The sequence below is a fragment of the Pseudomonas sp. ACN8 genome (assembly GCF_002303925.1).
Classification (GTDB): Bacteria; Pseudomonadota; Gammaproteobacteria; order Pseudomonadales; family Pseudomonadaceae; genus Aquipseudomonas.
Genome location: NZ_MRCS01000046.1, coordinates 22945 through 45097, shown reverse-complemented (window position 1 = coordinate 45097; position 22153 = coordinate 22945). Strand labels below are relative to the sequence as shown.

The following is a 22153-nucleotide window of genomic DNA, read 5'->3' as shown; positions in this document are numbered from 1 at the left end:
ACGCTTAGGGCTCGCAGGAGGCACGCCGTGTCGATTCATGTCGCATTGCACCACGTTACGCATTACCGCTATGACCGCGCTGTCGAGCTCGGCCCGCAGATCGTTCGTCTGCGTCCCGCCGCCCACAGCCGCACGCGGATTCTGTCCTATGCGCTGAAAGTCTCCCCCGAACAGCACTTCATCAACTGGCAGCAGGACCCTCAGGGCAATTACCTGGCGCGGTTGGTGTTCCCGGAAAAAACCGAAGAATTGCGAATAGAGGTCGATCTGCTGGCGGAAATGGCGATCTTCAATCCGTTCGACTTCTTTCTCGAACCCTACGCGGAAAAGATCCCCTTCGCCTATGCCGCGGATGAGCGCAAGGAGCTGGCGCCGTACCTGGAAACCCTGCCCCTGACGCCGAAGTTCAAGGCTTACCTGGACGGCATCGACCGCACGCCGTTGCCCGCCGTGGACTTTCTCGTCGCGCTCAACCAGCGTTTGAGTGAAGACATCGACTACCTGATCCGCATGGAGCCCGGCGTACAAACGCCTGAGCACACCCTCGACCAGGCGTCCGGTTCGTGCCGCGATTCCGCCTGGTTGCTGGTGCAACTGCTGCGCAACCTGGGGCTGGCGGCGCGTTTCGTGTCGGGCTACCTGATCCAGCTGACCGCCGACGTCAAAAGTCTCGACGGGCCGTCCGGCACCGAAGTGGATTTCACCGACCTGCATGCCTGGTGCGAGGTGTACCTGCCCGGCGCCGGCTGGATCGGCCTGGATGCGACCTCCGGGCTGTTTGCCGGTGAAGGACACATTCCGTTGGCCTGTAGTCCCGATCCGTCCTCTGCGGCGCCGATCAGCGGCTTGGTGGAACCCTGCGAGTGTGAATTCAGCCACGAAATGTCCGTGGAACGGATTTGGGAGGCACCACGGGTCACCAAGCCCTACACCGACGACCAGTGGCTGGCGATCCAGACCCTGGGCCGTCAGATCGATGCCGACCTGCTGGAGGGCGATGTGCGCCTGACCATGGGTGGCGAGCCGACCTTTGTGTCCATCGATGACCCGGACGGCGCCGAATGGAATACCGCGGCACTGGGACCGGATAAGCGACGGCTGTCCGCCGAGCTGTTCCAGCGCATGCGCAAGCACTACGCGCCCCAGGGGCTGGTGCATTTCGGACAGGGCAAGTGGTACCCCGGCGAGCAACTGCCGCGCTGGTCGCTCAATTGCTACTGGCGCCGTGACGGCGTGCCGATCTGGCACAACAGCGCACTGATCGCCGACGAGCAGCAAGACTACGGTGCCGACGGCGCGCTGGCCGGGCGTTTCCTGGCGAGCGTCGCCGAACGCCTTAAGATTCCGACACGCTTTGTGTTCCCAGCCTACGAAGACAATTTCTATTACCTCTGGCGCGAAGGCATGCTGCCGCAGAACGTCAGTGCCGAAGACTCGCGTCTGGAAGAACCGCTGGAACGGGCACGCCTGCGCAAAGTATTCAACCAAGGCCTGGACAAGGTCATCGGCCAGGTCCTGCCGCTGGCGCGCACCGCCAAGGGTGATCAGTGGCAGAGCGGGCGCTGGTATCTGCGCGACGAGCACTGCCGACTGGTGCCGGGTGATTCGCCGCTGGGTTATCGCTTGCCATTGGGTTCGCAACCGTGGGTGAAGGCGGCGGAGTATCCGTTCATTCATCCGCAAGACCCGAATCAGGATTTCCCGCCGCTGCCCGATACCACGCAACTGCAAAGCAAAAACGAAGCTGCCGAGGTGCAGGAGCGTGCACCGAAGATTGACGAATCCGCCGACTGGCTGACCCGCACCGCCTTCTGTGCCGAGGCGCGGGAAGGCCGGTTGTATCTGTTCATGCCGCCGCTGGAACGGGTCGAGGACTACCTTGAACTGGTCGCCGCCATCGAAGCCACCGCCGAAGAGTTGCTGTGCCCGGTGTTGCTGGAGGGCTATGAGCCGCCGAGCGATCCGCGCCTGAGCAACTTGCGCATCACTCCGGACCCGGGGGTGATCGAGGTCAACGTACAGCCGTCCGCGACCTGGGATGAACTGGTCGAGCGCACCGAATTCCTCTACGAACAAGCGCGCCAGACCCGGCTGACCACCGAGAAGTTCATGATCGACGGCCGGCATACCGGCACGGGTGGCGGTAACCATTTCGTGCTGGGTGGCGCGACACCGGGGGACTCGCCGTTTCTGCGTCGCCCGGATCTATTGCGCAGCCTGATCAGTTACTGGCACAACCACCCGTCGCTGTCCTACCTGTTTTCCGGTTTGTTCATCGGCCCGACGTCCCAGGCGCCCCGTGTCGACGAAGCGCGCAACGATGCCTTGTACGAACTGGAGATCGCTTTCGCGCAGATGCCTGAAGCGGGCGAGGAATGTCCTCCATGGTTGGTGGACCGGCTGCTGCGCAATCTGCTGATCGATGTGACCGGCAACACCCACCGCGCCGAGTTCTGCATCGACAAGCTCTATTCGCCGGACGGAGCCACCGGGCGCCTCGGGTTGCTGGAGCTGCGCGCGTTCGAGATGCCGCCCCATGCACGCATGAGCCTGGCGCAACAACTGTTGCTGCGGACGCTGGTCGCGCGGTTCTGGCGCGAGCCCTATGCACCGCCGAAACTGGCGCGCTGGGGCACGGAGCTGCACGATCGCTTCCTGTTGCCGCACTTTATCGAGCAAGACTTCGCCGATGTTATCGTCGACCTCAACGCCGCCGGTTATCCGGTGCGGGCCGAATGGTTCGCCGCGCATCTGGAGTTCCGTTTTCCCAAGGTTGGCGACTTCGCCGTCAGTGGCATTGCGCTGGAACTGCGTCAAGCCCTCGAGCCCTGGCATGTGCTGGGCGAAGAGGGCGCTGTGGGCGGTACGGTGCGTTACGTGGATTCGTCGCTGGAGCGTTTGCAGGTCAAGCTCAGCGGTCTACCGCCCCAGCGTTATCTGCTGACCTGCAACGGCATCCCGGTGCCATTGCAGCCCACGGGGCGTGTAGGCGAATTCGTCGCGGGCGTGAGATTTCGTGCCTGGCAACCGGCCAACTGTCTGCAACCGACCATCCCGGTTCACGCGCCGCTGGTGTTCGACCTGCTCGACACCTGGATGCAGCGCTCGCTGGGCGGTTGTCAGTACCACGTCGCCCATCCGGGCGGGCGCAACTATGACAGCTTGCCGGTCAATGCCAATGAAGCGGAGAGCCGGCGGATGGCGCGCTTCTTCCGCATCGGACACACGCCAGGGAAACTTCCTGTACCTAAACTGGAAATCAACGACGAGCTACCAATGACACTCGATTTGCGACGTTTCTAAACCGTACGCGACGCTCGGATTTTTCGTATATCCGGGTGTCACGAGCCTGCGTTAGTCTGACCGTTCATTGCTGTCTGCCGAGTTTTCCATGCCTGACCTGCTAGACCGCTACCCGCTGACGGCGGGCACCTATCACGAACTGCTCGACGACAGTGGTGCCGTGCGCCCGCACTGGCGCCGGCTGTTCGAGCAGTTGCAACGCAGCACGCCGGCGCAACTGGTGCAGCGTCAGGCCCTGCTGACCCGGCAGATTCAGGAAAACGGCGTTACCTATAACGTCTATGCCGACCCGAAGGGCGCGGACCGGCCGTGGGAGCTGGACCTGCTGCCCCATGTCATCGCGGCCGATGAGTGGCAACAGTTGTCGGCCGGCATTGCTCAGCGGGCGCGATTGCTCAATGCCGTGCTGGCTGACCTTTACGGCCCGCAACGGCTGGTTGCCGAAGGTCTGCTGCCCGTCGAGCTGGTGTTCGGTCACAACAACTTTCTTTGGCCCTGTCAGGGCATCAGCCCGCCAGACGAAGCCTTTCTGCATCTGTATGCCGTGGACCTGGCGCGCACACCCGATGGCCGCTGGTGGGTGACGGCGGATCGTACCCAGGCGCCTTCGGGAGCCGGGTATGCGCTGGAAAACCGTACGATTGTGTCCCGGGCCTTTCCCGAGTTGTACCGCGATCTGAAAGTGCAGCACCTGGCCGGGTTCTTCCGTACCTTGCAGGAAACCCTGGCCCGTCAGGCCCCGAGTGACGGGGACGCGCCGTTGGTCGTGCTGCTGACGCCGGGGCGTTTCAACGAAAGCTATTTTGAACATCTGTATCTGGCCCGCCAACTCGGTTATCCGCTGGTGGAGGGCGGCGACCTGACGGTGCGCGACGCCACGGTCTATCTGAAGACCCTGAGTGGCCTGCGTCGGGTCCACGCGATCATGCGTCGACTCGATGACGATTTCTGCGATCCGCTGGAGCTGCGTACCGACTCAGCCCTCGGCGTGCCGGGCCTGCTGGAAGCCGTGCGGCAGGGGCGGGTGCTGGTGGCCAACGCCCTCGGCAGCGGTGTGCTGGAGTCGCCCGGTTTGTTGGGTTTTCTGCCGAGGATCAATCAATTCCTGTTTGGCGAAGAGCTGACCCTGCCGTCCATTGCCACTTGGTGGTGTGGCGAAGCGCCGGTTCTGGCCCAGGCCCTGGAGAAGCTTCCGGAGTTGCTGATCAAACCGGCGTTTCCGTCCCAGAGTTTTGCTCCTGTATTTGGCCGTGATTTGAGTGAAAAGCAGCGTCAGGAACTCGCCGAGCGCATGCAGGCGCGTCCATACGCCTATGTGGCGCAAGAGCTCGCACAATTGTCTCAGGCGCCGATCTGGCAAGCCGAAGGCGGTCAACTGCAACCCCGTGCCATCGGCATGCGCGTGTATGCGGTGGCCAGCCGTGAGGGTTATCGGGTCTTGCCCGGCGGCTTGACCCGGGTTGCCGCCCAAGCCGATGCCGAAGTCGTGTCGATGCAGCGCGGCGGGGCCAGCAAGGACACCTGGGTGCTGGGCGAGCGTGCACCCAGCGGCGAACAATGGAAGGCCCAGCGCAACATCGGTGTGCATGACCTTGTGCGGCGCGATCCGTACCTGCCGTCGCGGGTGGTGGAAAACCTGTTCTGGTTCGGTCGTTACTGCGAACGTTGCGACGACAGTGCCCGTTTGCTGCGCATCATGCTGGCGCGCTATGTCGACGGCGACGACCCGCAAGCCCTGCAGGCCGCGGTGGACCTCGGCGAACGGTTGATGCTGCTGCCCGAGGAGGGCGAGTTGCCGGAGCGCCTGTTGGCGGCGTTGCTCGGCGATGACTGGCCGTTCAGCCTGCGTTCCAACCTGCAACGCTTGCAGTGGGCGGCTTCACAGGTGCGCGGCAAACTCTCGCGGGAAAACTGGCAGGCGCTGGTGGAGTTGCAGCGCGAAGCCATGGAGCTGGAAACCGAAGAGCCGGATTTCGGCGAGTTGCTGGATTTCCTCAACCGTCTGGTGATGTCCCTGGCGGCGCTGTCCGGCTTTGCCCTGGACGACATGACCCGGGACGAAGGCTGGCGTTTCCTGATGATTGGCCGGCGGATCGAGCGCCTGCAATTTCTCAGCGCCAGCCTGGCGGCGTTCCTTCGGGGCGCCGGGGCTTTCGGCCAGGCCGGGCTGGAATGGCTGCTGGAACTGGGCAACAGCAGCATCACCTACCGTTCTCGCTACCTGGCGGTGGCGCAGATGATTCCGGTGCTCGACCTGCTATTGCTCGACGAGCAGAACCCTCACGCCGTGTTGTTCCAGTTGAAACTGGTGACCCGCACCCTCAAACGCCTCAATGATGACTTTGGCGTGCCGCGCGAAGCAGCGCTGCCGCAATTGGTCGAGCGTCTGGCGCGATTCGATCTGGGCTGCCTGGAAAACCCGCTGTTCGGCGACGCCAGTGTTCGCGCCGCCATCGAGGGGCTGGCCGCGCTGCTGCAAGAGATCGCCGATGCCAGCGGGCAGGTTTCCGATCGCCTGGCGCTGCGGCATTTCGCCCATGTCGATGATGTCAGCCAGCGCACGGTGTCCGTCTGATGAGCGCCCACTACCAGATTTTTCACGACACCCATTACCACTACGACAGCCCGGTGTCCCTGGCCCAGCAACTGGCGCATTTGTGGCCACGGCCTTGTGCCTGGCAGCGCTGCACCGACCGGCAATTGCAGATCAGCCCGCAGCCGACCTCGCGTCGCGATGAACTGGATGTGTTCGGCAATCCGTTGACCCGGCTGGCGTTCGAGCGTCCCCACGACGAATTGCTGGTCAACGCCAGCCTGACCATTGAAGTGCTGCCCCGAGCTGCACTGGACTTCAATCTGTCACCCGCATGGGAAGAGACCCGTAGCGCGCTGACCTACAGCAGCCAACCGCTGTCGCCCGAATTGCTGGAAGCCTGCCGATACCGGTTTGAATCGCCGTATGTGCATTTGAAGAAAAACTTCGTCGAGTTTTCGCAAAGCTGTTTTCCGCCCGGTCGAGCGTTGTTGCTCGGCGTGCAGGCGCTGATGGAGAAAATCTTCAGTGAGTTCACCTTCGATGCCGAAGCGACCCAGGTGGCGACGCCGCTGGTGGAGGTGCTGGAGCGTAGGCGCGGGGTCTGCCAGGACTTTGCCCACCTGATGCTCGCTTGCGTACGCTCCAGAGGGTTGGCGGCGAGGTATATCAGCGGCTACCTGCTGACCCAGCCGCCACCGGGCCAGCCACGGCTGATCGGTGCCGATGCGTCCCACGCCTGGGTCTCGGTGTTTTGCCCGGTGCTGGGGTGGGTGGATTTCGATCCGACCAACAATGTGCAACCGGCGCTGGAGCACATCACCCTGGCCTGGGGCCGGGATTTTTCCGATGTGTCGCCGTTGCGGGGGGTGATTCTGGGGGGAGGGAACCATGACCCGGAAGTGCGCGTCACAGTGATGCCTCTGGATTAACGCAGGTCCCCTGTAGGAGCGAGCTTGCTCGCGAAAAACGATGGGGCACCGTGTTTCTACCGGTTTCCCGCGTCATCGTTAACGACCATCGCGAGCAAGCTCGCTCCTACAGAGGATCCGGTGGGCCTGATCAGGTTATCGGGCCCGGAGGTTCTCAGGCGTCGGGCGCCGAGTCTTTCGGTGCATCAACATCGTCTTCTGCCGACACTTCACCCTCAGGGTTCAGTGCCGCTTCTTCAGCTGTAGCTTTCTTGCGCTGAAGTTTTTCCTCTTTCTTCTGCTCCTTGGCCAAGTCTCTCTGACGTTTGGCGAAGGAATAATTAGGTTTAGCCATGGGCGATCCTCTGGGGTCGAAGGTGAGGTTGAGCGGCGCATATTCTGCCCTGTATCGGTGCCGAGCCGTTAGTTGGGTTTTTGCTCGGCCCATTTTGGCGCTACGGACGGTTGCCAGGCATCCAGAGCATCGATCAGGGTTTGCGGCGATTCGCTCACTTGCAGCATGTCACGGTGCTGCCCGCGAACGAAGCCTTCGCCGACGATATGATCGAGAAAAGACGTCAATTTGCTGTAGAAACCGTTCACTTCCAGCAATCCCAGCGGTTTTCCGTGGTAGCCGAGCTGGCCCCAGGTCCAGACTTCGAACAGTTCTTCGAGGGTGCCAAGGCCACCGGGTAGCGCGATAAAGGCATCGCTGAGCTCGGCCATCCGTGCTTTGCGCGCGTGCATGCCATCGACGACTTCCAGGCGAGTCAGGCCGCTGTGGCCGATTTCCTTGTCCTTGAGGCTTTGCGGGATGATGCCGATCACTTCACCGCCGGCCGCCAGGGCCGCATCGGCGACGATGCCCATCAGGCCCACGGCGCCACCGCCATACACCAGGGTCAGCTTGCGCTCGGCCAATGCCCGGCCAAGGGCCACGGCAGCTTCGCGGTAAGCCGGGTTGGTGCCGGTGCTGGCACCACAAAATACACAAACGGATGTTAAAGACATGCCTTGCTCCATGGTCGATCAGGGCCACAGAGTAAAGGCAGGCGCAGGGTACTCCAAGGGCTAGACTTCGAGTTCTGGCGTTTCGTACGTACCGCTGGCGCCGCAGGCGTAGGCGGCCAGCAAACTGCACAACAGGCTGTTGATCGACATGACAGACATTCCATTTGAAGGGGGACGGCCTGATGATAGGTCCGGGCCAGACACTTGGCCGGTAGATAATTTGCATCGGCCTCATAGCCCGAAAGTTGTATACAGTTTTTGATTCAAGTCATATGAACTTGCGAAGTTTTCAGGCAGTCTTCTGTTTATTCGCGATTTCGTTAACCCTGTCTTGGAGATTCACCATGTTTGCCAAACTTGTTGCGGTATCCCTGTTGACGCTGGCCAGCAGCCAATTGATGGCTGCCGAGTGCAAAGTCACCGTCGACTCCACCGACCAGATGTCTTTCGACACGAAGGCCATTGAAATCGACAAGAGCTGCAAGACGTTTACCGTGGAACTCAAGCACTCCGGCAGCTTGCCGAAGAACGTCATGGGCCATAACTGGGTGCTGAGTAAAGAAGCCGACATGCAGCCGATCGCCACCGACGGTCTGAGCGCCGGCATCGACAAGAACTACCTGAAAGAAGGCGACGCCCGCGTGATCGCCCACACCAAGATCATCGGCGCTGGCGAGACAGATTCGGTAACCTTCGATGTGTCCAAGCTCGATGCCGCTCAAAAGTACGGTTTCTTCTGCTCGTTCCCGGGCCACATCTCGATGATGAAAGGCACCGTGACTCTGAAGTAATCAGGCACGCCGCGTCATCGTTCTTCGCGAGCAGGCTCGCTCCCACAGGTACTGCGCCGTCAATGTGGGAGTGAGCCTGCTCGCGAAGGGGCCATCAGCATCAATGAATCTAATGGTCAAAGAAAAGCCCGCTGAGGATCACGCCTCAGCGGGCTTTTTCATTCACTCACGCCTCAAGGCGCAAACGGCATCACCCGCTTGTGATGGGTCTTGTTGTAGGTATCGACAATGATCTTGAACGCCTCTTCACGCACCGGCTCGCCGTGCAGGAACGCGTCGATCTCGGCGTAGGTCACGCCGTGGGAGGCTTCGTCCGGTTTGCCCGGCGACAGATCCTCAAGGTCAGCGGTCGGGACTTTCTCCACCAGCGACTTCGGCGCGCCGAAGCGGCGGGCGATAGCGCGGACCTGGTTTTTCACCAGACCACTCAGTGGCGCCAGGTCGCAGGCGCCGTCGCCGAACTTGGTGAAGAAACCCATCACCGCTTCCGCCGCGTGATCGGTGCCGATCACCAGGCCATGGGCCGCGCCGGCGATGGTGTACTGGGCGACCATGCGCATGCGCGCCTTGGTGTTGCCGAGCACGAAGTCCACCGACACCGCGTGCTTGCCTTCGAAGGCCGCCACCTCATTGGCCAGGGATTTGACCGCCGGGCCGATGTTCACGGTGTGGCGCTCGTCCGGCTTGATGAAATCCACCGAAGCCTGGGCGTCGTGCTCATCGAACTGGGTTTCGTAGGGCAGGCGCACGGCGATGAACTTGTACGCGGCATCACCGCTGCGCTGACGCAGTTCCCGGACGGCCCGTTGGGCCAGCAGGCCGGCGGTCAGGGAGTCGACACCGCCACTGATGCCCAGCACCAGGGTCTTGAGCCCGGAGTTGACCAGGCAGTCCTGAATGAAGGTCACCCGCCGGGCGACTTCGGCCTCAAGGGCGGCTTCGTCGGCGAATGGCGGCTGGACCTTGAGCTGTTCAGCAATCTCACGCTGTACGGCTTGCATGAATTCACTCCTTGCTAGATGTACTTGAAAGGGCGGCAGGAACCTGGAAAACGTGTCGCAAGTAAGCGACGAAATTCGGGTCTTTACAGTGCGTCTTGCCTGGCTCGTCGGAGACCTTCGCCACCGGCTGGCCGTTGCAGGCGGCCATTTTAAGCACGATGCTCATCGGTTCGACACCCGGAATGTCACAGGTCAGGTTGGTGCCGATGCCGAAGCTGACATTTATCCGACCGCGCAGCGCCCGGAATATCTCCAGCGCCTTGGGCAGGGTCAGGCTGTCGGAGAACGTCAGCGTCTTGCTCATCGGGTCGATGCCGAGCTTGTGATAGTGGGCGATGGCTTTTTCCGCCCAGGCCACCGGGTCGCCCGAGTCGTGGCGCAAACCGTCGAAAAGCTTGGCGAAAAACAGATCGAAATCGCCGAGGAAGGCATCCATGGTGATGCAGTCGGTCAGGGCAATCCCCAGCAGGCCACGGTATTCGCGGACCCAGCAATCGAGTGCGGCGATCTGGCTGTCGATCAGCCGCGGGCCGAGTTGCTGGTGCGCCATGATCCATTCGTGGGCCATGGTGCCCAGGGGTTTCATGTCCAGTTCCCGGGACAGGTGCACGTTGCTGGTGCCGACGAAGCGTCCGGGGAAATCGTGCTTGAGCACATTCACCACTTCTTCCTGCACCCGATACGAGAAACGACGACGCGTGCCGAAATCGGCCACCTGCAATTCGGATAATTCATCACTGCCGGCGTTGGCGCTCAGCCAGTCGAACTTGCGGTAGAGCTGCTCGCGGGCCTGTTCCAGCACGACTTCTCGGTAGCGATAGCGGTTGCGGACCTCGCTGACCAGAGCCAGCAGCGGCACTTCGAACAGGATCACATGCAGCCAGGGGCCCCGCAGGCGGATAAACAGCTCACCGTTTTCGATGCCGGTATGGATATAGCGCAGGTTGAAGCGAAACAAACCGAGAAAACGCAGGAAGTCAGGCTTCAGGAAGCTGATGCGCTCCAGAAAGCTCAACTGGTCGGCGCTCAGGCTCAGTTCGGACAGGCGCTCGATCTGGAATCGGATCTCCGCCAGGTACGGGCGCAAGTCCTCGCCGTTACGGCAACGAAACTCCCATTCGACTTCGACGTTCGGGTAGTTGTGCAGCACCGCCTGCATCATCGTCAGTTTGTAGAAGTCGGTGTCGAGCAGGTTCTGCACGATGCGATCGGCAAACACACTCTCGCTCATAACGGGAATCTCCAGCGTTGCTGCGGTATTGGACAATGGCGTTAGTGGCGCATATCAGTAGCAAGGAATGCCAGCGATTTTTTGGCCGCTGCAATTCCCCTGTGGGAGCGAGCCTGCTCGCGAATGCGGTTTGTCAGTCACATTGATGCTGGATGTGCCGACGCCTTCGCGAGCAGGCTCGCTCCCACAAGGAATGCGCCAAGGCTCAATGTTGTGGGGCATCCAGATTGTCGATCTGCTCCAGCATCCACTTCACAAAGTCCCGTACCTTGGGCACTTCCGCCGAGTGCTCCGGGTATGCAAGGTAATAGGCGTCCGTGCTGGGCATTGCATGCTGCCAGGGAATGACCAGCTTGCCGTCGGCCAGTTCCTCCTCCACCAGAAAGCGCGGCAACAACGCCACGCCGCAGCCGACCTGGGCGGCGCGGATGCACATGTAAAAGGTTTCGAAACGCGGGCCGTGATAGCTGTGCTCGGTGTGGTAGCCCTGATGCTCGAACCAGTCGTGCCAGGCCTGGGGGCGGGAGGCGTTTTGCAGCAGTACCAGATCGGACAGTTGCGTCGGATCGGTAAACGGTTGGGCAGGCAGGCTGCCCGGGGCGCACACCGGCACCAGCTCTTCGCCGAACAGCTTCAGGCATTCGGAGCCGGGCCGCGAGCCTTGGCCGAAGTAGAACGCCAGGTCGCTGCGACCTTGCAGCAGATCGTCGGCTTCCTGCTCGCTGCACAGGTCCAGGTGGATCGACGGGTGCCGCAGGCGCCAGCCTTTCAGACGCGGCACCAGCCAGCGCGCGCCGAAGGTTGGAGGCGTCGATACCCGAAGGACTTCTGTTTCGCCACCGTAGGAACGCAGGTAATGGGTCGACATCTCGACCTGCGTGAGGATTTTTCGCACCTCAACCAGGTACAGATCGCCAGCCGGCGTCATCTGCAGGCGTCGGCGTACCCGGCGAAACAGCAGGTGCTGCAACAGCTCTTCAAGTTGTGCGACCTGTTTGCTCACGGCGCTCTGGGTCAGGTTCAACTCTTCAGCGGCCCGGGTGAAGCTCAAGTGCCGGGTGACGGCCTCGAAGCACTGCAATGCAGCGATCGATGGCAAGTAGCGTTTATTCAGCATGGGCGGTCCTTGGTTCTTGTTTCTTATTGCCAGCAATGCACAGCATGAATAAACGGAATGATATCTCTCTTAATGGTCGTTTGTTGAGTAACCTCCGGGCAGCTAAAACTACAGGTCTGATCAGCCGTGAATTTCCGGCTGCACGTGTTCTGTCTTTTGCTTGAGGAGTGACCCATGGTTGCCGCATTGCTTGATCGTCTAGGTGTGAACCCGGCCCTGTACCAGAACGGCAAAGTGCCGGTGCATTCGCCGATCGATGGCAGCACGATTGCTGCCGTGAACTGGGAAGGCGCTGCTGAAGTCGAGCAGCACATCAGTCGCGCAGATCATGCGTTCGAACTGTGGCGCAAGGTTCCTGCGCCGCGCCGTGGCGAACTGGTGCGGCAACTGGGTGACATCCTGCGTGAATACAAGGCCGACCTGGGCGAGCTGGTGTCCTGGGAGGCCGGCAAGATCACTCAGGAAGGCCTGGGTGAAGTTCAGGAAATGATCGACATCTGCGACTTCGCCGTCGGTCTGTCCCGTCAGCTGTACGGTTTGACCATCGCCTCCGAGCGTCCTGGCCACCACATGCGCGAAACCTGGCATCCGCTGGGCGTCGTCGGCGTGATCAGCGCATTCAACTTCCCGGTCGCGGTCTGGGCCTGGAACGCCACGCTGGCACTGGTCTGCGGCAACCCGGTGATCTGGAAACCGTCGGAAAAGACGCCACTGACCGCATTGGCCTGCCAGGCGCTGTTCGATCGCGTGCTGAAGAACTTCAGCGATGCACCACCGTACCTGAGCCAGGTGATCATCGGTGGCCGCGATGCCGGTGAAGCGCTAGTGGATGACCCGCGTGTCGCGCTGGTCAGCGCCACCGGCAGCACCCGCATGGGCCGTGAAGTGGCGCCGAAAATCGCCGCGCGTTTCGCCCGCAGCATTCTGGAACTGGGTGGTAACAACGCAATGATCCTCGGCCCAAGCGCCGACCTGGACATGGCCGTTCGCGCCATCCTGTTCAGCGCCGTCGGCACTGCTGGTCAGCGTTGCACCACCCTGCGCCGCCTGATCGCCCATGAATCGGTGAAAGAAGAAATCGTCACCCGCCTGAAAGCCGCGTACTCGAAAGTACGGATCGGTCACCCGCTGGAAGGCAACCTGATCGGCCCGCTGATCGACAAGCAAAGTTTCGACAACATGCAGGATGCGCTGGAACAGGCCCTGAGCGAAGGCGGTCGGGTGTTTGGCGGTGAGCGTCAGTTGCAAGACAAGTTCCCGAATGCCTACTACGTGTCGCCGGCCATCGTCGAAATGCCGGAGCAGAGCGATGTGGTCTGCCACGAAACGTTCGCCCCGATCCTTTACGTGGTCGGTTACAGCGATTTCCAGGAAGCCCTGCGCCTGAACAACGCTGTGCCCCAAGGCCTGTCCTCGTGCATCTTCACCACCGACGTGCGTGAAGCCGAGCAGTTCATGTCGGCAGTAGGCAGCGACTGCGGCATCGCCAACGTCAACATCGGCCCGAGCGGCGCGGAAATCGGCGGCGCGTTTGGTGGCGAGAAAGAGACTGGTGGTGGTCGTGAATCCGGTTCCGATGCGTGGCGCGGCTACATGCGCCGCCAGACCAACACCGTGAACTATTCGCTGGAGTTGCCGTTGGCGCAGGGTATTACGTTCGATTGAATCTCTAATCGAACAACGATCCCCTTGTAGGAGCGAGCCTGCTCGCGAAAAACGTCAGAACAACGCGTTTATGCAGCAAGCACGCGTTATCGTTGGCGTCCATCGCGAGCAGGCTCGCTCCTACATTGAATGAATGTGTTTGTTGGGTTTCTGTTGGAGTCTGGCAATGCCGTTACGCGAAGAGTGTCTGTGGGAAAAACTGACGCCGCAAAGGCCGGACAATTCGGCCCTCAAGGGTGAGGTTTCGGTGGATGTCTGCGTCATCGGCGCCGGGTTTACCGGTTTGTCGGCGGCGGTGCATCTGCTGGAGCAAGGCAAGACCGTTTGTGTGCTGGAAGCCCATCGCGCCGGCCATGGTGGTTCGGGGCGCAACGTCGGGCTGGTCAATGCCGGGATGTGGATTCCCCCGGACGAGATCGAAGCCGGGTTTGGCGAGGCGGTTGGCAGCCAGCTCAACCGCATGCTGGGGGCGGCGCCTTCCCTGGTGTTCAGCCTTGTGGACAAGTACAACATCGATTGCCAGTTGCGCCGCGAAGGCACGCTGCACATGGCGCACAACGCCCGCGGCGAAGCCGATCTGCGCAGTCGTGAAGAACAATGGAAACGTCGCGGTGCGCCGGTGGAGTTGCTCACCGGTCAGGCCTGCGAGCAAGCCACCGGCACGAAAAAGATCGCCGCCGCGCTGCTCGATCGCCGCGCCGGCACGCTCAACCCGATGGCCTACACCACGGGGCTGGCCAAAGCGGCCATCGGCCTGGGCGGTCAATTATTCGATCATTCCCCCGTCACCCGACTCGAACGTCAGGGCCAGCGCTGGTCTGTGCAAACCGCCCAGGGCTCGGTCATGGCCGAAAAGGTGGTGATTGCCTCCAACGCCTACACCGAAGGCGACTGGACGGAGCTGCGGCGCAATTTCTTCCCGGGTTACTACTATCAGGTGGCCTCGGCCCCGCTGACCGAAGACGCCGCCCGGCAAATTCTGCCCGGTGGCCAGGGTTCCTGGGACACCCGCCAGGTGCTCAGCAGTATTCGTCGAGACAAAGACGGTCGCCTGCTGCTCGGCAGCCTGGGTAATGGCAATCAGAAGCCGGCCTGGTTCCTCAAAGCCTGGGCCGACCGGGTGCAGCAGCACTATTTCCCGTACCTCAAACCGGTGGAGTGGGAGTGCACCTGGACCGGTTGCATCGCCTTTACCCCCGATCATTTGATGCGTCTGTTCGAACCCGCGCCCGGTTTAGTGGCGGTCACCGGTTACAACGGCCGGGGCGTGACCACGGGAACGGTGGTCGGCAAGGCCTTTGCCGATTACCTGTGTAACGGAAATCCTCAAGCGCTACCGATTCCTTTCGCGCCCATGCAGCCGTTGGCCGGGGTGGGCTTGCGCAGCTGTCTGTATGAGGCGGGATTCTCGCTGTATCACGCAGGCCAGTGCCTGCGGATCGTGATCTGAAGGTTGATTTTTGCAGTGGGAAGCGGCGCTTTTTCGATCTGCAGCTAGCCTGTAGTGGTGCGGGTTGTAGCAGTCCCGCACCAGCAGTGTGCACTTCGGTGACGCACGTTGTTACAGGCTGGTTGCACGTCGTTTAAAGCCGCGGTTGCAATGATGGCGCAGGTGGGTTGCGCCTCAAAAAAATAATGGTTTTACCTTCCACGGTCTAGACGGTTGCACGCCCAATGAAAATGGGATCGAAACAGTCGAAATAACAAGAAAGCAGCGACTTTTTTCAGAATAAAAAACCGATGGCACGGCCCTTGCTCTGAGCATTCAGTGAAGTTGTAGTGCCAATTAAAAAAACCAAGGAGCATCACCTCATGTCCCAGACGTTTTACAAGAAAGGCTTTCTGGCCCTCGCAGTGGCAACTGCGCTGGGTGTTTCTGCGTTTGCTCAGGCTGACATCAAGATCGGCGTAGCGGGACCAATGACAGGTGCCAACGCGGCATTTGGCGAACAGTACATGAAGGGTGCACAAGCGGCGGCCGATGCAGTCAACGCGGCGGGCGGGGTTAACGGGGAAAAAATCGTACTGGTCAAGGGCGATGACGCCTGCGAACCGAAACAGGCTGTGACGGTCGCCAAAGACCTGACCAACCAGAAAGTCGCCGGCGTGGTCGGTCACTTCTGCTCCTCGTCGACCATCCCGGCCTCCGAGATCTACGACGAAGCGGGCATCATCGCCATCACCCCGGGCTCCACCAACCCGGCCGTGACCGAGCGTGGCCTGAGCGCCATGTTCCGTATGTGCGGGCGTGACGACCAGCAAGGCATCGTGGCCGGCGACTACATCGTCGACGTGCTCAAGGGCAAAAAGGTTGTCGTGCTGCACGACAAGGACACCTACGGCCAGGGCCTGGCGGATGCCACCAAGGCTCAACTGGTCAAGCGCGGCGTAACGCCCGTGCTGTATGAAGGCCTGACCCGTGGCGAGAAAGACTTCAGCACCATCGTGACCAAGATCCGCGGCGCCGGCGCTGACGTCGTCTACTTCGGTGGTCTGCACCCGGAAGCCGGTCCTCTGGTGCGCCAACTGCGTGAACAAGGCCTGAAAGACGTCAAGTTCATGTCCGACGACGGCATCGTGACCGACGAACTGGTGACCACCGCTGGCGGTCCGCAATTCGTTGACGGCGTGCTGATGACCTTCGGCGCCGACCCACGCCTGCTGCCAGACAGCAAGACCGTGGTAGACGCCTTCCGCAAGGCCGGTACCGAGCCTGAAGGCTACACCCTGTACGCTTATGCTTCGGTTCAGACCCTGGCTGCAGCCTTCAACGGCGCCAAGTCCAACAAGGGCGAAGAAGCGGCTGCCTGGCTGAAGAAAAACCCGGTCAAGACCGTCATGGGCGAGAAGACCTGGGACAGCAAGGGCGACCTGAAAATCTCCGACTACGTGGTTTACCAGTGGGACAAGGATGGCAAATACCACCAGCTGGAAAAACAGAAGTAAGGGCTGACTCGATCGGCTGACTCCACAGTTCCCCTGTAGGAGCGAGCCTGCTCGCGATGACGGACTGACAGGCAACTCATTCGTTGAATGTTAAACCGCAATCGCGAGCAGGCTCGCTCCTACAGAGAGCGGTGGTGTGTCGGCTGATCGTGGCTGACATTGCTCCGACGTAAATCTGTATTTTCCTTAGAAGAACCGCACAGCCACATGTGCAGGTTCTCATTGCGTGAGATTGCGTTATGGATGGTATTTTCCTGCAGCAACTGGTCAACGGCCTGACCCTCGGGTCGGTCTATGGCCTGATCGCCATCGGCTACACAATGGTCTATGGCATCATCGGCATGATCAACTTCGCCCACGGCGAGGTTTACATGATTTCCGCTTACCTCGCGGCAATCAGTCTGGCTCTGCTGGCTTACTTCGGTATCGAATCTTTCCCGCTGCTGATGCTTGGCACACTGATCTTCACCATCGTCGTCACGGCGGTGTATGGCTGGGTCATCGAGCGTGTCGCTTACAAACCACTGCGCAACTCCACCCGACTCGCACCGCTGATCAGTGCGATCGGTATCTCCCTGATCCTGCAAAACTACGCACAGATCTCCCAGGGCGCGAAGCAACAAGGCGTTCCAACTCTGCTCTCGGGTGCCTGGCGCGTTGATATCGGTACCGGTTTCGTTCAGTTGACCTACACCAAGGTCTTCATTCTGGTCGCAGCGTTCGTCGGGATGGCCGCGCTGACCTACATCATCAAGTACACCAAGCTCGGCCGCATGTGCCGTGCAACCCAGCAAGATCGCAAGATGGCTTCGATCCTGGGGATCAACACCGATCGGGTGATTTCCTACGTGTTCATCATCGGTGCAGCGATGGCGGCCCTGGCCGGCGTGCTGATCACCATGAACTACGGCACATTCGACTTCTATGCCGGCTTCATCATCGGGATCAAGGCGTTCACCGCCGCGGTGCTCGGCGGGATTGGCTCGCTGCCCGGCGCGATGCTCGGCGGGATCATTCTGGGGATTTCCGAGTCGCTGTTTTCCGGTCTGGTGAACTCGGACTACAAAGACGTTTTCAGCTTCTCGCTGCTGGTCCTCGTTCTGGTCTTTCGGCCTCAAGGCCTGCTCGGCCGTCCTCTTGTGTCGAAGGTGTAAGCGATGTCTTCAACCACTAAAAAAACCATTGATATCAAAAAAAGTCTGGTTGACGCGATTCTTGCCGGCCTCATTGCCCTGATTGTGTTCGGGCCGATTGTCGGCGTCGTTCTCGATGGCTATGGCTTCAACCTGGAAACCACTCGGGTGGCGTGGATCGTGGCGATCGTCATGGCCGGGCGCTTTGCCCTGAGCCTGTTCCTGCAGACAGCCAAGGGCCTGAGAATCCTCGAGGGCTTTGAAACGACAGGCTCCGGGGTGCATGTGCTGGCGCCGGACTACAAGTCGCGGTTGCGCTGGATCATCCCGCTGATGATCGTCATCGCCGTGGTGTTCCCGTTTTTCTCCAACTCCTACCTGCTGGGCGTGGTCATCCTCGGGCTGATCTACGTGCTGCTGGGACTGGGGCTGAACATCGTGGTCGGCCTGGCCGGCCTGCTCGACCTCGGTTACGTGGCGTTCTACGCCATCGGCGCCTACGGCCTGGCGCTCGGTTATCAATACCTCGGGCTGGGTTTCTGGACGGTGTTGCCGCTGGCGGCGATCACGGCCGGTCTGGCCGGTTGCATCCTCGGTTTCCCGGTGCTGCGCCTGCACGGTGACTACCTGGCGATCGTGACCCTGGGCTTCGGTGAAATCATTCGCTTGATCCTCAATAACTGGCTGTCCTTGACCGGCGGCCCGAATGGCATGGCAGCGCCGTTGCCAACCTTCTTCGGCATCGAGTTCGGAAAAAGGGCGAAAGAGGGCGGAGTGCCGTTCCATGAGTTTTTCGGCATCGCCTACAACCCTGACGTGAAGTACTACTTCATCTACGCCGTGTTGTTCCTGGTGGTCCTGGCCGTGCTGCACATCAAGCATCGCCTGACCCGCATGCCGGTCGGCCGTGCCTGGGAAGCCCTGCGCGAAGACGAAATCGCCTGCCGCTCCATGGGCCTGAACCACGTACTGGTCAAGCTCTCGGCGTTCACCATTGGTGCCTCGACGGCCGGTCTGGCCGGGGTGTTTTTCGCCACCTACCAGGGCTTCGTCAACCCGACCTCGTTCACTTTCTTCGAATCGGCGCTGATCCTCGCCATCGTGGTACTGGGGGGCATGGGTTCGACCATAGGCGTGGTGATCGCAGCCTTCGTGCTCACTGTCGCCCCTGAGCTGCTGCGTGGTTTTGCCGAGTATCGTGTGCTGCTGTTCGGCATCCTGATGGTGTTGATGATGATCTGGCGACCGCGCGGCCTGATTCGGATCAGCCGTACCGGTGTGACCCCGCGTAAAGGAGTAGCGCCATGAGCGAAGTCGTACTCAGTGTCGAAAAGCTGATGATGCACTTCGGCGGCATCAAGGCGTTGAGCGATGTCAGCCTGAAAGTGCACCGCAACTCGATCTTCGCTTTGATCGGCCCCAACGGCGCCGGCAAGACCACGGTGTTCAACTGCCTGACCGGGTTCTACAAGGCCTCCGGCGGCAAGATCGAACTCAACATCCGTGGGCAACAGACCAACGTCATCAAATTGCTGGGCGAGTCGTTCAAACCAACGGATTTCGTTTCGCCGAAATCCTTCGCCAGTCGGCTGTTCTACAAGGCATTCGGCGGCACCCACCTGGTGAACCGTGCAGGCCTGGCGCGTACGTTCCAGAACATTCGTTTGTTCAAGGAAATGTCCGTGCTGGAAAACCTGCTGGTGGCCCAGCACATGTGGGTCAACCGCAGCATGCTGGCCGGTATCCTCAACACCAAGGGCTATCGCAAGGCCGAAAGCGATGCGCTGGACCACGCGTTCTACTGGCTGGAAGTGGTGGACCTGGTGGACTGCGCCAACCGATTGGCCGGTGAACTGTCCTACGGCCAGCAACGCCGCCTGGAAATCGCCCGGGCCATGTGCACCCGTCCGCAGATCATCTGCCTCGACGAACCGGCCGCCGGCCTCAACCCTCAGGAAACCGAAGCGCTGAGCGCGATGATCCGGCTGCTGCGCGACGAGCACGATCTGACCGTGGTGCTGATCGAACACGACATGGGCATGGTTATGAGTATTTCCGACCACATCGTAGTGCTGGACCACGGCATCGTCATTGCCGAGGGTGGTCCCGACGACATCCGCAACGACCCGAAAGTGATTGCTGCGTACCTGGGCGCCGAAGAAGAGGAGGTGGTATGAGTAAACCCATCCTCGAACTCAAGGATCTGGACGTGTTTTACGGCCCGATCCAGGCCCTTAAAGGCGTCTCGCTGCACATCAACGAAGGCGAAACCGTCAGCCTGATCGGCTCCAACGGAGCCGGCAAGTCGACCCTGCTGATGTCGATCTTCGGCCAGCCAAGGGCAGCCGACGGGCAGATCCTTTATCAGGGTGTGGACATTACCCACAAGTCGTCCCACTACATCGCCTCCAACGGCATCGCGCAATCGCCGGAAGGGCGACGGGTGTTCCCCGACATGACCGTCGAGGAGAACCTGCTGATGGGCACCATCCCTATCGGTGACAAGTACGCCAAGGAGGACATGCAGCGCATGTTCGAGCTGTTCCCTCGGCTCGAAGAGCGGCGTACCCAACGGGCGATGACCATGTCCGGTGGCGAACAGCAAATGCTCGCCATCGCCCGGGCCCTGATGAGCCGGCCAAAGTTGTTGCTGCTCGATGAGCCGAGCCTGGGCCTGGCACCGATCGTGGTGAAGCAGATCTTCGCCACCCTGCGGGAACTGGCCAAGACCGGCATGACCATCTTCCTGGTGGAGCAGAACGCCAACCACGCCCTACGGTTGTCGGACAGGGCGTATGTGATGGTCAACGGTGAAATCCGCATGACCGGCACCGGCAAGGAATTGTTGGTCAACGAGGATGTGCGTAACGCCTATCTCGGCGGGCACTGAGTCATTGTTGTTAAACACAAGCCCCGGCGCGCAATCGCCGGGGCTTTTTTACATCCCCCCAAACACCGCAAATCCCCTGTAGGAGCGAGCCTGCTCGCGAAGATCCCCAGGACAACGCATTTATCCAGAATGTTCGCGTTATCGTTGATGTCCATCGCGAGCAGGCTCGCTCCTACAGGGGGCGGTGGAAATTGTGGAAAACAATATTCCCAAGCTCGTAAAGCGCGACATAAAGCCGCTGCAAATAGTTGTTTTGTCACGGTTTTGACTTGTCCCCGTTTGCTGTGGAACCGGCTGTGAATAACGTGGGAGTAGCTGGCTGTAGGCCTTTTAAACCGTGGCTTGCAGAGGTGCGGTTGTTTTTTGATCAGGTGTTTTTGCGCAGCTTGCAAGCCGCTTTGTCAACCTTTTTGTTCGGGATGAAAATGCATGGAAACGACGTGGGCAAGCCTGTGGATAAGTCTGTGATTAAACTCTGGAAAGACTCGGCTGAAGGCCGTGGTTACTGGCTTGGCGCCATCGTCGGTTTGACCCGTCAGTCATGAAAATGGCCAAGGGCTACACAGCAGGCGGTTGAGGGTCAAGCAAAAAAGTTTCAAAACCCCGCGCAAAGCCTTGTGGATAGCGGCTTGCGGCTTTTCCACTTGCCCCCAAAGACTGTGGACCGGCCTGTGGATAACGTGCGCGCACATGGCTGTAGGCCACGCTGGTCAAGGGTTTGCCGGGATTGAGCATTTTTTGAACAGATTGAACGGTGGTTGCCGCTGTGAACAAGGCCGGGCATGCTGCCTGCTGATTTTCTATTCCAATGGCTGGCGATCAGTCGAAGCAAGGAGAACACGATGTCCAACACCCTGTTTATTACCGGCGCGACCTCCGGTTTTGGTGAAGCCTGTGCCCGTCGTTTTGCCGAGGCCGGCTGGAAACTGGTGCTGACTGGCCGTCGTGAAGAGCGCCTCAATGCGTTGTGCGCCGAGCTGTCGAAGCAGACCGAAGTCCATGGCATGGTGCTCGATGTGCGTGATCGCAAGGCCATGGAGGAGGCGATTGCCAATCTGCCGCCATCCTTTGCCAAACTGCGCGGGTTGATCAATAACGCCGGGCTGGCCCTGGGGGTTGATCCGGCGCCCAAGTGCGACCTCGACGACTGGGACACCATGGTCGATACCAACGTCAAAGGCCTGATGTACAGCACCCGTCTGCTGTTGCCGCGCCTGATTGCCCACGGTCGTGGTGCCGGTATCGTCAACCTGGGGTCCATCGCCGGCAACTACCCGTACCCGGGCAGCCACGTGTATGGCGCGACCAAGGCGTTCGTCAAACAGTTCTCCCTGAACCTGCGTTGCGACCTGCAAGGCACGGGCGTACGGGTCAGTAACATCGAGCCGGGCCTGTGCGAGAGCGAGTTCTCGCTGGTGCGTTTTGCCGGTGACCAGGAGCGCTACAACGCCACTTACGCCGGTGCCGAGCCGATTCAGCCGCAGGACATCGCCGAGACCATTTTCTGGGTGCTCAATGCGCCTGCGCACATCAACATCAACAGCCTGGAGCTGATGCCGGTGAGCCAGACATGGGCCGGGTTTGCGATCGAGCGTAAGTCTTAAGACCGCGTAACGGCCAA

The 22153-nt window shown here is 60.6% G+C and carries 18 protein-coding genes; 13 read left to right on the top strand and 5 right to left on the bottom strand.

Annotated elements, in window-relative coordinates:
- The first annotated feature begins 27 nt into the window (after positions 1 to 27).
- The 3 genes from BSF44_RS22995 to BSF44_RS22985 all read left to right on the top strand — a co-directional run bounded on the left by BSF44_RS22995 (position 28) and on the right by BSF44_RS22985 (position 6768).
- The gene (locus BSF44_RS22995; RefSeq protein ID WP_095945452.1) at positions 28 to 3303 is read left to right on the top strand and encodes a DUF2126 domain-containing protein; all 3276 of its coding nucleotides are present in this window, start codon (positions 28 to 30) and stop codon (positions 3301 to 3303) included.
- An 88-nt stretch (positions 3304 to 3391) separates the two neighbouring features.
- Entirely contained in the window at positions 3392 to 5878 is a 2487-nt protein-coding gene (locus BSF44_RS22990) for a circularly permuted type 2 ATP-grasp protein (RefSeq protein ID WP_095945451.1), read from the top strand.
- Positions 5878 to 6768 (top strand): transglutaminase family protein, encoded by an 891-nt coding sequence (locus BSF44_RS22985; protein ID WP_095945450.1) that lies wholly within the window; start codon positions 5878 to 5880, stop codon positions 6766 to 6768. Before BSF44_RS22990 ends, BSF44_RS22985 begins: the two co-directional genes overlap by 1 nt.
- 154 nt (positions 6769 to 6922) lie before the next feature.
- On the opposite strand, the gene BSF44_RS22980 is transcribed toward BSF44_RS22985, so the two are convergent.
- Together BSF44_RS22980 and BSF44_RS22975 are read right to left on the bottom strand one after the other, a co-directional pair.
- Entirely contained in the window at positions 6923 to 7102 is a 180-nt protein-coding gene (locus tag BSF44_RS22980) for a hypothetical protein (RefSeq protein WP_095945449.1), read from the bottom strand.
- A 68-nt stretch (positions 7103 to 7170) separates the two neighbouring features.
- The gene (locus BSF44_RS22975) at positions 7171 to 7758 is read right to left on the bottom strand and encodes a TIGR00730 family Rossman fold protein (RefSeq protein WP_095945448.1); all 588 of its coding nucleotides are present in this window, start codon (positions 7756 to 7758) and stop codon (positions 7171 to 7173) included.
- A 344-nt stretch (positions 7759 to 8102) separates the two neighbouring features.
- Here BSF44_RS22975 and azu point away from each other — a divergent pair, with 344 nt between their 5' ends.
- Positions 8103 to 8549 (top strand): azurin, encoded by a 447-nt coding sequence (azu, locus tag BSF44_RS22970; protein ID WP_095945447.1) that lies wholly within the window; start codon positions 8103 to 8105, stop codon positions 8547 to 8549.
- 173 nt (positions 8550 to 8722) lie between these two features.
- On the opposite strand, the gene nadE is transcribed toward azu, so the two are convergent.
- The 3 genes from nadE to BSF44_RS22955 all read right to left on the bottom strand — a co-directional run bounded on the left by nadE (position 8723) and on the right by BSF44_RS22955 (position 11898).
- Positions 8723 to 9550 carry an ammonia-dependent NAD(+) synthetase gene (gene nadE, locus BSF44_RS22965; RefSeq protein ID WP_095945446.1) on the bottom strand — a complete coding sequence of 276 codons (828 nt, stop codon included), beginning with the start codon at positions 9548 to 9550 and terminating at the stop codon, positions 8723 to 8725.
- 4 nt (positions 9551 to 9554) lie between these two features.
- Entirely contained in the window at positions 9555 to 10781 is a 1227-nt protein-coding gene (pncB, locus tag BSF44_RS22960; RefSeq protein ID WP_095945445.1) for a nicotinate phosphoribosyltransferase, read from the bottom strand.
- A gap of 205 nt (positions 10782 to 10986) precedes the next feature.
- Complete coding sequence (locus BSF44_RS22955; protein ID WP_095945444.1) at positions 10987 to 11898, bottom strand: LysR family transcriptional regulator; 912 nt, start codon at positions 11896 to 11898, stop codon at positions 10987 to 10989.
- A gap of 174 nt (positions 11899 to 12072) precedes the next feature.
- Between BSF44_RS22955 and BSF44_RS22950 the strand changes: the two genes are divergently transcribed.
- From BSF44_RS22950 to BSF44_RS22910, 9 genes are all read left to right on the top strand, one after another.
- Positions 12073 to 13563, top strand: a complete 1491-nt coding sequence (locus tag BSF44_RS22950; protein WP_056725425.1) for an aldehyde dehydrogenase family protein — start codon at positions 12073 to 12075, stop codon at positions 13561 to 13563.
- Between the two features lie 166 nt (positions 13564 to 13729).
- Positions 13730 to 15013: an FAD-binding oxidoreductase gene (locus tag BSF44_RS22945; RefSeq protein WP_095945443.1), complete on the top strand. Its 1284-nt coding sequence runs from the start codon at positions 13730 to 13732 to the stop codon at positions 15011 to 15013.
- Positions 15014 to 15375: 362 nt separating this feature from the next.
- Positions 15376 to 16509 carry an ABC transporter substrate-binding protein gene (locus tag BSF44_RS22940; protein WP_008048115.1) on the top strand — a complete coding sequence of 378 codons (1134 nt, stop codon included), beginning with the start codon at positions 15376 to 15378 and terminating at the stop codon, positions 16507 to 16509.
- 239 nt (positions 16510 to 16748) lie between these two features.
- The gene (locus BSF44_RS22935; protein ID WP_008048116.1) at positions 16749 to 17663 is read left to right on the top strand and encodes a branched-chain amino acid ABC transporter permease; all 915 of its coding nucleotides are present in this window, start codon (positions 16749 to 16751) and stop codon (positions 17661 to 17663) included.
- Positions 17664 to 17666: 3 nt separating this feature from the next.
- A complete protein-coding gene (livM, locus tag BSF44_RS22930) occupies positions 17667 to 18950 on the top strand; it encodes a high-affinity branched-chain amino acid ABC transporter permease LivM (RefSeq protein WP_095945442.1) in 1284 nt (427 codons plus the stop codon).
- A complete protein-coding gene (locus BSF44_RS22925; RefSeq protein WP_095945441.1) occupies positions 18947 to 19819 on the top strand; it encodes an ABC transporter ATP-binding protein in 873 nt (290 codons plus the stop codon). Before livM ends, BSF44_RS22925 begins: the two co-directional genes overlap by 4 nt.
- Positions 19816 to 20532, top strand: a complete 717-nt coding sequence (locus BSF44_RS22920) for an ABC transporter ATP-binding protein (protein ID WP_007979701.1) — start codon at positions 19816 to 19818, stop codon at positions 20530 to 20532. Before BSF44_RS22925 ends, BSF44_RS22920 begins: the two co-directional genes overlap by 4 nt.
- Positions 20533 to 20828: 296 nt before the next feature.
- Positions 20829 to 21077: a hypothetical protein gene (locus tag BSF44_RS22915; protein WP_095945440.1), complete on the top strand. Its 249-nt coding sequence runs from the start codon at positions 20829 to 20831 to the stop codon at positions 21075 to 21077.
- A 297-nt stretch (positions 21078 to 21374) separates the two neighbouring features.
- Positions 21375 to 22136, top strand: a complete 762-nt coding sequence (locus tag BSF44_RS22910; protein WP_095945439.1) for an SDR family oxidoreductase — start codon at positions 21375 to 21377, stop codon at positions 22134 to 22136.
- Positions 22137 to 22153 lie beyond the last annotated feature (17 nt).

Bases quoted from the DNA above. Each gene is read 5' to 3' on its own strand.
- BSF44_RS22990 (WP_095945451.1), top strand. From the start codon at position 3,392: ATGCCTGACCTGCTAGACCGCTACCCGCTGACGGCGGGCACCTATCAC.
- BSF44_RS22985 (WP_095945450.1), top strand. From the start codon at position 5,878: ATGAGCGCCCACTACCAGATTTTTCACGACACCCATTACCACTACGAC.
- BSF44_RS22980 (WP_095945449.1), bottom strand. From the start codon at position 7,102: ATGGCTAAACCTAATTATTCCTTCGCCAAACGTCAGAGAGACTTGGCC.
- BSF44_RS22975 (WP_095945448.1), bottom strand. From the start codon at position 7,758: ATGTCTTTAACATCCGTTTGTGTATTTTGTGGTGCCAGCACCGGCACC.
- azu (WP_095945447.1), top strand. From the start codon at position 8,103: ATGTTTGCCAAACTTGTTGCGGTATCCCTGTTGACGCTGGCCAGCAGC.
- nadE (WP_095945446.1), bottom strand. From the start codon at position 9,550: ATGCAAGCCGTACAGCGTGAGATTGCTGAACAGCTCAAGGTCCAGCCG.
- pncB (WP_095945445.1), bottom strand. From the start codon at position 10,781: ATGAGCGAGAGTGTGTTTGCCGATCGCATCGTGCAGAACCTGCTCGAC.
- BSF44_RS22955 (WP_095945444.1), bottom strand. From the start codon at position 11,898: ATGCTGAATAAACGCTACTTGCCATCGATCGCTGCATTGCAGTGCTTC.
- BSF44_RS22950 (WP_056725425.1), top strand. From the start codon at position 12,073: ATGGTTGCCGCATTGCTTGATCGTCTAGGTGTGAACCCGGCCCTGTAC.
- BSF44_RS22945 (WP_095945443.1), top strand. From the start codon at position 13,730: ATGCCGTTACGCGAAGAGTGTCTGTGGGAAAAACTGACGCCGCAAAGG.
- BSF44_RS22940 (WP_008048115.1), top strand. From the start codon at position 15,376: ATGTCCCAGACGTTTTACAAGAAAGGCTTTCTGGCCCTCGCAGTGGCA.
- BSF44_RS22935 (WP_008048116.1), top strand. From the start codon at position 16,749: ATGGATGGTATTTTCCTGCAGCAACTGGTCAACGGCCTGACCCTCGGG.
- livM (WP_095945442.1), top strand. From the start codon at position 17,667: ATGTCTTCAACCACTAAAAAAACCATTGATATCAAAAAAAGTCTGGTT.
- BSF44_RS22925 (WP_095945441.1), top strand. From the start codon at position 18,947: ATGAGCGAAGTCGTACTCAGTGTCGAAAAGCTGATGATGCACTTCGGC.
- BSF44_RS22920 (WP_007979701.1), top strand. From the start codon at position 19,816: ATGAGTAAACCCATCCTCGAACTCAAGGATCTGGACGTGTTTTACGGC.
- BSF44_RS22910 (WP_095945439.1), top strand. From the start codon at position 21,375: ATGTCCAACACCCTGTTTATTACCGGCGCGACCTCCGGTTTTGGTGAA.